General features: G+C 38.9%; 12 protein-coding genes and 2 riboswitches. Of the genes, 6 read left to right on the top strand and 6 right to left on the bottom strand.

Features of this window, described 5'->3' with window-relative positions; translation table 11 throughout:
• Nucleotides 1-20: 20 nt before the first annotated feature.
• The 4 genes from F2A31_RS08535 to F2A31_RS08520 all read left to right on the top strand — a co-directional run bounded on the left by F2A31_RS08535 (nt 21) and on the right by F2A31_RS08520 (nt 4,824).
• Nucleotides 21-1,028, top strand: coding sequence for an SDR family NAD(P)-dependent oxidoreductase (locus F2A31_RS08535; RefSeq protein WP_150026034.1), 1,008 nt, complete (start codon nt 21-23; stop codon nt 1,026-1,028).
• 151 nt (nt 1,029-1,179) lie between these two features.
• A complete protein-coding gene (gene fumC / locus F2A31_RS08530; protein WP_005090663.1) occupies nt 1,180-2,574 on the top strand; it encodes a class II fumarate hydratase in 1,395 nt (464 codons plus the stop codon).
• Between the two features lie 114 nt (nt 2,575-2,688).
• Nucleotides 2,689-3,180, top strand: coding sequence for a hypothetical protein (locus F2A31_RS08525; protein ID WP_150026033.1), 492 nt, complete (start codon nt 2,689-2,691; stop codon nt 3,178-3,180).
• Nucleotides 3,181-3,311: 131 nt separating this feature from the next.
• Nucleotides 3,312-3,401, top strand: a riboswitch (glycine riboswitch).
• 1 nt (nt 3,402) lies between these two features.
• Nucleotides 3,403-3,542, top strand: a riboswitch (glycine riboswitch).
• Between the two features lie 37 nt (nt 3,543-3,579).
• Nucleotides 3,580-4,824, top strand: coding sequence for a D-amino acid dehydrogenase (locus F2A31_RS08520; RefSeq protein WP_150026032.1), 1,245 nt, complete (start codon nt 3,580-3,582; stop codon nt 4,822-4,824).
• A 45-nt stretch (nt 4,825-4,869) separates the two neighbouring features.
• Here F2A31_RS08520 and F2A31_RS08515 read toward each other — a convergent pair whose 3' ends face one another.
• Complete coding sequence (locus F2A31_RS08515; protein ID WP_150026031.1) at nt 4,870-5,517, bottom strand: A1S_1983 family putative colistin resistance protein; 648 nt, start codon at nt 5,515-5,517, stop codon at nt 4,870-4,872.
• Between the two features lie 98 nt (nt 5,518-5,615).
• Here F2A31_RS08515 and ispF point away from each other — a divergent pair, with 98 nt between their 5' ends.
• Nucleotides 5,616-6,107 (top strand): 2-C-methyl-D-erythritol 2,4-cyclodiphosphate synthase, encoded by a 492-nt coding sequence (ispF, locus tag F2A31_RS08510; RefSeq protein WP_150026030.1) that lies wholly within the window; start codon nt 5,616-5,618, stop codon nt 6,105-6,107.
• On the opposite strand, the gene F2A31_RS08505 is transcribed toward ispF, so the two are convergent.
• The 5 genes from F2A31_RS08505 to glnL all read right to left on the bottom strand — a co-directional run bounded on the left by F2A31_RS08505 (nt 6,095) and on the right by glnL (nt 11,192).
• Nucleotides 6,095-6,619, bottom strand: coding sequence for a protein tyrosine phosphatase family protein (locus tag F2A31_RS08505; RefSeq protein ID WP_017396745.1), 525 nt, complete (start codon nt 6,617-6,619; stop codon nt 6,095-6,097). The two genes, ispF and F2A31_RS08505, sit on opposite strands and share 13 nt — an antisense overlap.
• Nucleotides 6,620-6,757: 138 nt before the next feature.
• Nucleotides 6,758-7,678 (bottom strand): ornithine carbamoyltransferase, encoded by a 921-nt coding sequence (gene argF, locus F2A31_RS08500; protein ID WP_150026029.1) that lies wholly within the window; start codon nt 7,676-7,678, stop codon nt 6,758-6,760.
• A 112-nt stretch (nt 7,679-7,790) separates the two neighbouring features.
• Nucleotides 7,791-8,432, bottom strand: a complete 642-nt coding sequence (locus tag F2A31_RS08495; RefSeq protein ID WP_150026028.1) for a TetR/AcrR family transcriptional regulator — start codon at nt 8,430-8,432, stop codon at nt 7,791-7,793.
• Between the two features lie 164 nt (nt 8,433-8,596).
• On the bottom strand, nt 8,597-10,096 hold the full coding sequence (gene glnG, locus F2A31_RS08490; RefSeq protein ID WP_150026027.1) for a nitrogen regulation protein NR(I): 1,500 nt from the start codon (nt 10,094-10,096) through the stop codon (nt 8,597-8,599).
• A complete protein-coding gene (glnL, locus tag F2A31_RS08485) occupies nt 10,083-11,192 on the bottom strand; it encodes a nitrogen regulation protein NR(II) (protein ID WP_150026026.1) in 1,110 nt (369 codons plus the stop codon). Before glnL ends, glnG begins: the two co-directional genes overlap by 14 nt.
• A 329-nt stretch (nt 11,193-11,521) precedes the next feature.
• On the opposite strand from glnL, the gene rimO reads away from it, so the two are divergent.
• Complete coding sequence (rimO, locus tag F2A31_RS08480) at nt 11,522-12,865, top strand: 30S ribosomal protein S12 methylthiotransferase RimO (RefSeq protein WP_150026025.1); 1,344 nt, start codon at nt 11,522-11,524, stop codon at nt 12,863-12,865.
• Nucleotides 12,866-12,876 lie beyond the last annotated feature (11 nt).

Raw genomic sequence — 12,876 nt, 5'->3', positions numbered from 1 at the left:
AAAAAGAAGGTAATTATACAATGATTTTGGTGACAGGTGGTTTAGGCTTTATCGGTTCACATATTGCTTTGAGTTTGCTGGCTCATGGAAAAGAGATTGTTATTGTCGATAATTTAGCGAATTCAACGTTACAAACCTTGGAACGACTTGAATATATTTCAGGGATGTATATCCCATTTGCAAAATTAGATGTCAGAAATACGCCAGCGCTCAATAAAGTGTTTGAACAATATTCCATCGACACCGTCATACATACTGCTAGCTTTAAATCACTTGAAGAATCTACCTTAAAACCGCTTGAATATTACAATGATAATGTAAGTTGTATTATGAGTTTACTCAGAGCGATGCAGCGTATGGGTGTTCGACAACTCGTGAACTTGTCCAGTATTGCAGTTTATGGACAGTCTGATGCATTGCTTTCAGAGGAGACTGCGTTTAATTACAGTTATCCGAACCCTTATATCCGATCTCAGCAAATGGTTGAAGATATTATTGCAGATACCTATAAAGTTGACCATGAATGGAAAATCGTAAACCTACGTTTATCTAATATTGTAGGTGCATTTGAACATGGAGTACTCGGTGAGTATGTCGTTCAATTACCTAAAAACATTGTCCCTTTAGCATTACAAGTTGCAGCATTGCAAAGAGAATGTATCGATTTACAGAATCAAGCAGAAACTGATGATGGAACTGTGGAGCGCAGTTTCTTGCATGTATTAGATGTCTGTGAAGCTGTAATGATGACGATGAATTGGTTAGAAACACAAAATAGCTGCTTAGAAGCATTTAACCTTGCACATAAACAATTGACTTCGATCCAAACCTTATTAGATGAAATTGCGAAAGTTACACAAGCTGAGATACGTGTTCAGCCTGCGGTTTATCAACATCAAGAGCTAGCAAGATTAGGTGCAAATATTGAGAAGGCGAAGCAGGTCCTTAATTGGGAACCAAAGCGGTCTTTGACCCAAATGTTAGAGGATGAGTGGCGTTTTTATCTCAATACGCTAAAAGGAAACTAGATAATGATTCTTATTTACATATTTTGATTGTTCTACGATAATGGTCAAGCTAATCAAAAATCCGTCATGGATTGATTCTGATTTCGCTAGCCAAAGCATCTATTTGCTTCAGCCCGTGAGAACTTTAACCAAATAGAGCAGAGGTTGTTTTATGCAAATGCGAATTGAACACGATACGATGGGTGAAATTGAAGTTCCCAATGAAGCCTTGTGGGGTGCGCAAACGCAACGAAGTTTACAGAACTTCAAAATAGGTCAGGAGCGTTTACCACGCGCGATGATTCGAGCAATGGGGTTAGTAAAAAAAGCCGCAGCTATCACCAATGCAGAATTAAAACAACTCCCAGAAGATTTAAGCCAATATATTGTTGATGCAGCTGAAGAAGTGATCGCTGGTCAATGGGATGCTCAATTCCCATTAGTTGTATGGCAAACAGGTTCAGGTACGCAAAGTAACATGAACTGTAATGAAGTGATTGCCAATATTGCGAACCAAAAATTAGGTCAAACACTCGGTGCGCAGAAGCCAGTACATCCAAATGATCATGTCAATCGTGCTCAATCAACCAATGACTCGTTTCCAACAGCGATTCATGTGGCAGCAAGTCTGCAAATCAATGAGTTATTAATTCCTGCTGTTGAGCAATTAAAACAGACTCTACAGCGTAAATCTGAAGAATTTAACGACATAGTCAAGATTGGCCGGACCCACTTGCAAGATGCGACACCTTTAACTTTAGGGCAAGAGTTTAGCGGCTATGTTTCTCAATTAGAGCATGGCTTAAAGCGTTTGCATCAAGCACTTGCGGGTTTATATGAACTTCCTCTAGGCGGTACAGCTGTAGGCACTGGCTTGAACGCACATCCAGATTATGCAGTCAAAGCAGCAGCGCAATTAGCTGAATTAACTGGCTTGCCATTTGTGACTGCACCAAATAAGTTTGAAGCTTTGGCTGGGCGTGATGCTGCGGTATTTGCTTCGGGCGCCTTGAAAACATTAGCTGCAAGTTTAAATAAAATTGCCAATGATATTCGCTGGCTAGCGAGTGGCCCACGCTGCGGATTTGGCGAGATTCGCATACCAGAAAATGAACCTGGTTCAAGTATCATGCCTGGAAAAGTCAATCCAACTCAAAGCGAAGCAATGACGATGGTTGTGGCTCAGGTCTTAGGGAATGATACAACAATCAATGTGGCGGGAGCATCAGGCAATTTTGAGTTAAATGTGTTTATGCCCGTCATTGCGTATAACTTATTGCAATCTATTCAGCTGCTTGGTGATGCTTGTAATAGTTTTAATGATCATTGTGCAATTGGTATTGAGCCAAATCGAGAGAAGATAGATTATTTCCTTCATAACTCTTTAATGTTGGTAACCGCTTTAAACCCTGTTATTGGTTACGAGAATTCAGCAAAAGTCGCGAAAACAGCTTATAAAGAAAATAAAACCTTAAAACAGGTCGCGGTTGAACTTGGTTTAGTCACTGAGGCACAATTTGATGAAGTGGTGAAACCAGAAAATATGGTGTCGCCAAATAGTAAATAGTATCTCGTGGTGCAAAGTAGTCTTTTCTCATGAGGAAAGGCTATTTTTATCAGTGGTTTTTATAAAGTGAACTGCGTACAATATCTGTTTGATTGACTAGACCAACGTTTTATTATGCTTAATATTTTCTTAACAGATACCCAAACCCACATTCAATATTCTGGTCTATCACATGAAAATCCTGTTAAGTTTTTATTGAATTTAAAGAAAATTTTTCCAAGCACAGCTGATTTATTGTTACCCGTCTTGCCTGATGACAATAATTTAGAAAATGTAACTTGGGAAGCAACATCTAAAGATTTTGAGGTTTTTAAAAAACTACTAGAGGGTTGGGGGATTATCGAATTGCGTTTAAGCGCGATTACGACATATAAAGATAAGAATTTTGCCAATGAACTAGTTAAAAAAGCACAAGTTCGACGTAAACATATCGCCCAAACACAGCCACAGTTATCTTTGATTGCTTTGGATTATATTCTGATGCATGAGATCCATACATTGATTGATGCAGAGCTAGTGATGATTGGTGAAAAATTTTATCTGCCAACGTTACGTGAGCTTTGGAAGGGACAATTTTCTGAACAAATTTTGCAAGCGAAGTTTTAACTTTTAAAAGCAGACCACTGGTCTGCTTTTTTGTGTTTGATTTAGACGTTACTATTTGACCTACAAACTTTTACAAGATTTTCTTATAGATTTTTTTTTAAACGGCATATATATTGCTTAGAAGGGATATAAATATTATTGCGGGAGAGAGGTTCTTCATTGAACTCGCCGAAGGAGCAACGACCCCGGAAACTCTCAGGCAGAAGGACTGTAATAATAGACATACAATCTGGAGAGCAGTGCTCAATTTGTAGAAATTTATAAAATCTGATCTACGATATACACTCACCGAAGGGGAAGGCTTAATGATTAATTGGTAATCATCTGCCGAAACTCTCAGGTACCATGACAGATGGGGCTTATGCATTAAGGAATGTTCTGCATTTCTAGGAGTTTGCTATGCCACATGTTGTTGTCATTGGTGCGGGGATTACAGGTGTAACGTCTGCTTATGAACTAATTAAGCTAGGTTATCAAGTCACTGTCATTGATCGTCATCTATTTCCAGCAATGGAAACCTCTTTCGCCAATGGTGGGCAATTATCTGCGTGTAATGCTGAAGTTTGGAATCAAAAGGCAACGGTGCTCAAGGGTATCAAATGGATGAGCAAGAAAGATGCACCATTATTGCTCAATCCATCATTCAGTCTGCACAAATATCGTTGGTTAATTGAGTTTTTAACTCATATCAAAGATTATAAAGCCAATACCATTGAAACCGTACGCCTAGCTTTATTGGCAAGACAGCGTTTATTTGAAATTGCAGAAAAAGAAAATATTTCTTTTGATTTGGAAAAACGTGGCATTCTGCACATGTATCATACCAAAGAAGATTTTGAAATCGCGAAAAAGGTCAACGATGTATTGGTTGAAGGAAAGTTAGAGCGGAATGCGATTACACCTGAGGAAATGAAGGCAATTGAGCCGAATTTGACAGGTGATTATTATGGTGGATATTACACAGCTGGAGATGCAACGGGAGATATTCACAAGTATTCAGTGGGTTTGGCAGAAAAAACACAAGAATATGGAGTTAAATATCGCTTTGGTTTGGATGTTGTGGATGTCAAATGTTTGCATGACAAAGTCCTTATTCAATGTAAAAACAGTTCAGAAAATATGCATCCAGAATCGGATGTCCACACTAAAATTGAAGCTGATCTCGTATTGGTGTGTGGTGGCGTGGGAAGTTATCAATTGGCGGATCTACTAGGTGATAGTGTTAATGTCTATCCTGTGAAAGGCTATTCGATCACGGTTCAACTTAAAGATGAGCAAAGTGTCAAAAATGCACCTTGGGTAAGTTTGTTGGATGAGAGTGCCAAAATCGTCACCTCGCGATTAGGCGCAGATCGATTCCGCGTCGCAGGGACAGCTGAGTTTAATGGCTATAATCGTGATATTCGTGCAGATCGGATTCAGCCTTTAATCAATTGGGTAAATCAAAACTTTGATATCTCAACGGAACATGTTGTGCCTTGGGCTGGTTTGCGTCCAATGATGCCGAATATGTTGCCTGTCGTAAAACAAGGAAAGCAGCCGCGCGTATTCTATAATACTGGGCATGGTCATTTAGGATGGACGTTATCGGCTGCTACAGCAGTATTGATTAGTGAAGAGATTTCACAGAAGTTTCCAAACTAAAATTCAAAAAAAAAGCCGATGTTTAAACATCGGCTTTTGGTTTGCTCAATCATATAAACGATAAATACCTGTAAAGCGTTCGCAACCTTTTTGTTCTGATCTGACCACTAATAGGGCACGTTGAAAGTCAAATTGATACTGGCATTTTTTCTCGTTGTCGATGATCTGGTTCTTTTGATCAGATGTACTATACGCCAGTAAAGACATCGTTTGTGTTTCTAGTCGATTGTTTGGGCTGCGATAGGCAGTTCCTTCGATTTTGAGGCGGTCTTTATCGAGTTGGTGAATTTGGATGTGCACAGGTTGCTTAGCTAGATCGCCGTGTTCATATTTTAGATAGTGCTGCGTAAGTGTTTGATTAATTGATGTATAAAAGTTCAAGTCATCTATGCGAGCATCAAACTGTTGTAAGTAACACGTTTTAGATTTGCATTGTTGTAGCTGACGCAACCACATTTCTTGGGTTGCATGTAAAAGTTGCACAGGTGCATCTGTTACTAAATAAGCTGTTAAAAACTTATCATTTAGTTTAAATCTTTGTTCTTCATATTGTTTAGAACATATCCTTTGAAGTTCCGCATGATGATTTGAGCAATCGATTGCTTTAGCAAATGCAAATGTTGAGCATAAACAACTCAATGTGATAACACAGCCCGTTTTCTTTAATTGATTTCTTACAGTGTTCAACAGCATAATCACTTATACTTTCAGTCTAATTTGCTCAATGTACTATAGCGAAATAGAAAGCCTGAATTCAAGATCAGTTCAGTATATTCTAAAAGGAAAATCATATGGTTGCTCAGATTCGAATTGGTCAAGGCATTGATGTACATGCTTTTGACGACGGGCAGTTTGTTACTTTGGCAGGCATTAAAATACCGCATACACATGGTTTGAAGGCACATTCTGATGGTGATGTAATTCTACATGCACTGTGTGATGCTTTGTTAGGGGCACTTGCCTTAGGGGATATCGGTCAGCATTTCCCAGATACTGATCCTGAATATAAAGGGGTAGATAGCCGTGTTTTACTGAAACATGTTTATCAATTGATTTTAGATAGGGGTTATCATTTAAATAATGCAGATATCACAGTTGCGTGCGAACGACCGAAATTAGCACCGCATAATTTAGAAATGCGCCAAAGTATCGCTGATGTATTAGATGTGGATATTACGCAGATTAGTATTAAAGCGACGACCACTGAAAAACTAGGTTTTACTGGTCGTCAGGAAGGTATTTTGGCGAGTGCAATTGTACTGCTTTCACATCAGGCAAAATGATCTGCATTGATCATGGATTGTTGGAGCTCTTGTGTTGCTTTACGACCTTGGAGTTGTAGAGCAATACTGTGAATGAGACCCGTCCATGTTTCATTAGGTTCCCAGATTTCATGTAACAGCGCTTGCGCGGTCGGTAGATCAATATTCATATAAAATTGACGATAGAGATACATCAAGCTACTCACACGCATATTCTTGGCACAATGCAGCCAAACTACTTCATTCTGAACAAGATGATCGATTAAATCTAAAACAAGTAGGCATTGTTCTGAACAGGGTACATCCCAGTCAATAGGAATGTGAATATAGTTAAGACCTAGATCTAAACAGATTTGATCTTGTTTAACTAAATGATTTTCAGATTTACTTGTTGCGAGATTGATGACAGTGCTGCATCCATATTCTTTAATTAGTTGCAATTCTTCAGTTGAGGGCTGAGCTGAAGTAAACAGATGTTCATGCACTAAGGAAAAACTAGGAATTTGTGTGAGTGTTTGTTCTAATGAAGTCATCATGTACGCTATCACAAGCATTTAATCGTGTCGATAAACTACTATAAGTGTTTTTGTTGTAGTGTTCAATTTAAGCGTATAAATAAAAACAGCATCACGAGGATGCTGTTTTTAGAATTAAAGTAAGCGAGTACAGGCTTAATCTTTTTTCATATTTTCATTAAGTAGAAATTCCATCAATGCTTTCTGTGCATGTAAGCGGTTTTCTGCTTCATCCCAAACGACCGCATTTTTGTGATCTAACATGTTTTCTGAAATCTCTTCACCACGATGTGCTGGCAAACAATGCATAAATAAACAATCAGGATGAGCGAGGTCCATTAATTGCTCATTGACTTGGAAGTCTGCAAATGCTTTTTCACGAAGTTTTTGCTCTTCTTCTTGTCCCATACTTGCCCATACGTCGGTGACAATCAGGTCAGCATTTACAGCTGCATCTTCTGCTTTATTAAAGACTTCAACACAATCTGCAAATTCAGCTAAAAACTCTGGTTTTGGTTCGTAGCCTTCAGGCGAGGCAATTTTGAGTTTGAAGCCCATCATATGCGCAGCTTCAATATATGAATTACACATATTGTTGCCATCACCGATCCAAGCAACTGTTTTGCCTTCAATGCTGCCACGATGTTCTTGGAAAGTTTGCAGGTCTGCAAGGAGCTGGCAAGGGTGATGGTCATCAGTGAGCCCATTGATCACTGGTACTTTCGAATAGGATGCAAAGCGTTCAACAATATCATGACCAAATGTGCGAATCATGACGATGTCAAGCATGCTTGAGATAACACGAGCAGAATCTTCGATTGGTTCACCACGACCAAGTTGTGTATCGCGTGGGGAAAGGAAGATTGCACTGCCACCAAACTGGCAAATACCTGCTTCAAAAGAAATACGTGTACGTGTACTCGACTTCTCAAAAATCATTCCCAAAACTTTACCAGCAAATGGTTGATACAACGTATTGCTATGCTGCATGCGTTTAAGTTCTTGTGCGCGATCTAAAATGCGTTGCAGTTCTAAAGAAGATAGGTCACGTAAAGTTAGAAAATGCCGAAGCGCCATAGCTACTCCCACAATAATTATTGAGTAAAAACAATAATTAATTGTTGTTTAACGGGTGGTGAATAAAAAAGAATTGAATACTATACTACAGGTGTTCAAAAATGCAAAAGAATTAGACCTTTTGATGAGCTTTTAAAAATAGATCTACAGAATATTGAATATAATCAAAGATTTCTAAATCATTTTCTTGGACCTTTAAGCCCATTAGAATACGCCATTCAACGTCACGTAAAATACCAAAATACATTGTTGCTGAGAAATGAGGATGCATACAGGTGATTTCATTGTTTAGATGTGCTTGATGTAGTGCGCATGCAATTGTGTTTTGAATATTAACCGCACATTTATCGTAGAAATAATTCGCTAGTTGGGTATCTTTCTGTGATTGCTCAGTAAACATGCGCATAAACGCAATATTTTCTGGTTTGATGATGTGGTGGTAAAAACGTTGAAGTGTTTGAGTCAAATAATTTTTTAAGCTGACACAATCTGGAGAGTATGGCAAACAAACACCATTAAAAAAAACCTCTCTTCGATAATCACAAATCGCAGTAAAGAGTCCTTCTTTATTACCAAAGTATTTATATATAGAAGCTTTTGAGCCTCCAGCATGACTTACGATGTCATCCAAAGAAACATCATCATAACCCTTTTCAAGAAAGAGATCGGTTGCACATAGCAGTAATGCAAGACGACGTTCTTGACCACGACGAGTTTGAGGTTGCTCACAGTTTGGGTAACAAATATCTGTCATAGTATTCGGTACTATTGATGATTGGGTGTGAGCATTATAGCAAAAACCATATGTGTTGTATGGTGTTATGTGTTGTATGGAGTTTTCTTGGTGGTTGTGTTTTTGTTGTTGAACAAAGAAGCGAGCTAATTTTGAAGCTCGCTTTTTTAGAGGGGGATTATTACTTAGGCTGAACGAACTTCTTCGTCATCATCATCTTCCGTTGAATCCATACCCAATTCTTTGAGTTTGCGTGTCAGGGTATTTCGTCCCCAACCTAAAAGCTCTGCTGCGTGACGTTTTCGACCTCGAGTTTGTTGTAATGCAGCTGTAATCAGTGTGCGTTCAAACATGGGGGTTGCAATGTCGAGAATCTTCATTTCACCATTTTTAAGTTTTTGGATTGCCCATTGACTTAATAGTTCATCCCAATGATGTACAGCAATTCTTTCAACGATGTTTGGGTTGCTTGAAATGGTTGTCGTTGTTCCATCATTTAGTGCTTTATTCGGGGTGACTTGTTTTAGTTCCGCTGGTAAGTCTTCTGGATAAACTTCGCGTCCCGTAATCATGACTGTAAGCCAACGACAAGTATTCTCTAGTTGACGGACATTACCTGGCCATGGCAACTGTTGCATATAATCAGTTGTTTCTGTGCGCAAGATTTTAGGGCTTACGCCAAGCTCTTTACCAGCACGTGCCAAGAAATGCTGTGCCAACATAGGAATATCTTCGCTACGATGAGCAAGTTTTGGGATATGAATCCGAATGACGTTTAGACGATGATATAAGTCTTCACGGAAACGACCTTCATTAACAAGCTTTTCAAGGTCTTGATGTGTCGCCGCAACAATACGCACATCGACTTTAACAGGGATGTGGCCACCAACACGATAAAACTCACCATCAGCAAGAACACGCAGCAAACGTGTTTGAGTTTCAAAAGGCATATCGCCAATTTCATCAAGAAACAAAGTGCCACCATTTGCTTGCTCAAATCGCCCTTGATGTTGGGTGTTGGCCCCTGTGAATGCGCCTTTTTCATGTCCAAACAACTCAGTTTCAATCAAGTCTTTTGGAATAGCGGCCATATTTAAGGCAATAAAAGGTTTGGCACGACGAGGCGAGTGCTTGTGTAACGCGTGGGCAACCAGCTCTTTACCTGTACCTGATTCACCATTAATTAAAACAGTGATGTGTGATTGAGATAAACGTCCAATCGCACGAAATACTTCTTGCATTGCTGGTGATTCACCAATAATTTCGGTAGATTGCAATGGAGATGCGGTTTTGGTGGCCTCTTGTTGTTGCAATTTATTGATATGTAAAATAGCTCGATTAACCAAAGCTAATGCTTCATCAATATCAAAAGGTTTTGGTAAATATTCAAAAGCACCTGTTTGATAACTTGATACTGCAGATTCTAGATCTGAATGTGCAGTCATAATAATCACAGGTAAATCTGGATGTGAGTTTTTGACTTTTGATAAGAATGTTAAACCATCAATTCCAGGCATGCGGATGTCTGTTAAAATGACATCTGGCGCATCATCGTGTAGACGTTCAAGAGCGGTTTGTGCTTCTTCAAAGTTGGTGACATCAAAACCTTCTTCTTTGAATGTTTTTTCAAGTACCCAACGCATGGCACGATCGTCATCTATTACCCAAATTTTATTTCGTGACATGGTTTGACTCCCAAGGTAGATATAAGCTAAATACAGTTTTTCCAGCAACGGATTGACATTCGATCATTCCGTTATGTTGATGCATGATGTTTTGTGCAATACTGAGTCCCAGCCCCGTGCCTTTAGCACGTCCTGTGACCAGTGGATAAAAAACGGATTCCAGAATACTTTCTGGTACGCCTGGTCCATTGTCTTCAATATCGATTCGGATCGTTGAACGATTTAACACACCATTAATTGTGACAAGTCTTTGAATCCGAGTCCTTAAAATCAGTTCAGGTTCAGAATCGACAAAGAAATCTTTATTTTCAGTCATTGCTTGTACAGCATTGACACTGATATTCAGCATGACTTGAATAAGTTGATCTCGATCAGCCATTACTTCAGGTAATGAAAGATCATAATCGCGAGTAATCTTAATTTTCTTTTTGGTTTGATTCGTAATTAATGAGCGGACGCGCTCCAATGGCTCATGCACATTGACATGTTCATAGCTAGGGAGTTGACGTGAACCAAGCATCGTGTCGGCTAAATTAGTGAGACGATCTACTTCATTGATAATAATGTCTGTAAACTCACGATAGCTGTCATCATTTAAACTACGTGCAAGCAGTTGAGTTGCACCACGGATTCCAGCTAAAGGATTTTTAATTTCATGTGCTACGCCGCGAACAAGCTGGCGGGCTACTTGATGCTGTTGAACTAGATTTTCTTCTTTCGAAATTTTCAACATACGATCAATTGGATTTAGCTCGATTAACAGCAATGTAGGCTGATTTTTACTTGTGTTGAGCTGTGAAACTGTATAATCAACATGGATGGATTTAAAGTTGACATTAATAACAGCTTCGCGGCGCGTATAATGTTGTCCACTTTTTAAAGTATTTAACAAAGCCTCATGGGTATTAAATGGATCATCATGGGCGTGGAGCAGATTTAGTACAGGTTGACCAGATGCGCGTAGTAAGCTGATATCAAACAATGCTTCACAAGCTGAATTTAAGTAAAAAATATTAAGCTGACTATCGACCAATAAAATGGCAGTTGTTAAGTTATCGACCAATAGTCGATAGTCGATAGTGTTGTGTTGATCCATTTGTGAATCGTCCTGTTTTAAAATGGCGCAATTAAATATCAATTTGGATGAAGAGCCATTAATGTCTTAAATGTAGGTTATGCAAAATGCACGCCAACTTTGTATTGACTAATTTTCAATAGTTTATTCAAGAGTTCATCCTTTTATACGGTATTTTTCACATAGATTGGATGATTTGATTATTTTATTATGTTCCAAAGTGGTGCATGTGTAAATTTTTATCAAAACTTTGGTTGTATTTTGGTGCATTACACAAAGAGATGTCTTTGCTGCTATGCGTAAGCCAAGAAAAGACATACAATACGCCGATTCAAGTGGAGCGCAGATTCATGAAGACCCCCAAAGTCGGTTTTGTATCTTTAGGTTGTCCTAAGGCATTGGTAGATTCTGAACGAATTTTAACTCAGTTAAAGACTGAAGGTTATCAAGTTGCATCAGATTATGATGGTGCGGATTTGGTTGTGATTAACACCTGTGGTTTTATTGAATCTGCAGTACAAGAGTCTTTAGATGCGATTGGCGAAGCCATGAACGAAAATGGTCGAGTTATCGTTACAGGTTGCCTTGGTAAGGACGAAGATAAAATCCGCCAAATGCACCCAAATGTTTTAAAAGTAACAGGTGCTGCGGCATATCAAGATGTGATGGAAGCTGTGCATGAGTATGTGCCAGCACCACCAAAACATAATCCATTTATTGATTTAGTGCCTGAGCAAGGGGTGCGTTTAACACCGAAGCATTATGCTTACTTAAAAATTTCTGAAGGCTGTAATCACCGTTGTACATTCTGCATCATTCCAAGTATGCGTGGCGATCTCGTATCTCGTCCTGTTGGTTCTGTATTAGAGGAAGCAGCAGCATTGAAGCGAGCAGGTGTCAAAGAAGTTTTAGTGATTTCTCAAGATACTTCTGCTTATGGTGTGGATACCAAATATAAATTAGATTTTTGGAATGGGCAGCCAGTAAAAACCAAATTCTATGATATGTGTGAGGCACTAGGTCAATTAGGTATATGGGTGCGTTTACATTACGTTTATCCTTATCCACATGTTGATGCTGTCATTGATTTGATGGCGCAAGGTAAAATCCTTCCATATTTAGATATTCCTTTCCAGCATGCTAGTCCACGCATTTTAAAATTAATGAAGCGTCCAGCGCATAGTGAAAATACGTTGGAACGTTTGAAATTGTGGCGTGAAAAATGCCCTGAATTGGTGATCCGTTCTACTTTTGTTGTAGGCTTTCCAGGTGAAACAGAAGAAGACTTTCAGATGCTCTTAGATTGGTTGAAAGAGGCACAGCTTGATCGTGTTGGTTGCTTTACCTACTCACCAGTTGAGGGCGCTACAGCAAATGATTTACCAGATCATGTACCAGAAGAAATAAAGCAAGAGCGTTATGAGCGTTTTATGGAGGTTCAGCAAGAAATATCTGCCGCAAAACTGCAAAAACGTATTGGTCAGAGAATGACAGTACTTGTTGACAGTCTGGAAGAAGAATTTCCTGTTGCTGTCGCACGTTCATATGCTGATGCACCAGAGATTGATGGTAATGTTTTTGTTGAAGATATTGATAAGAGTGTGATTCAAGCGGGTAACTTGCTTGAGGTCGAAATTACTGATGCAGATGAATATGATTTATTTGCAAAGTTAATTGCGATTAAATCTACTTAATGTTGAATGAT

It is taken from the genome of Acinetobacter suaedae (assembly GCF_008630915.1).
GTDB lineage: Bacteria > Pseudomonadota > Gammaproteobacteria > Pseudomonadales > Moraxellaceae > Acinetobacter > Acinetobacter suaedae.
Note: the sequence above shows the minus strand (reverse complement) of the source record. Positions and strands in the feature narration are given on the sequence as shown.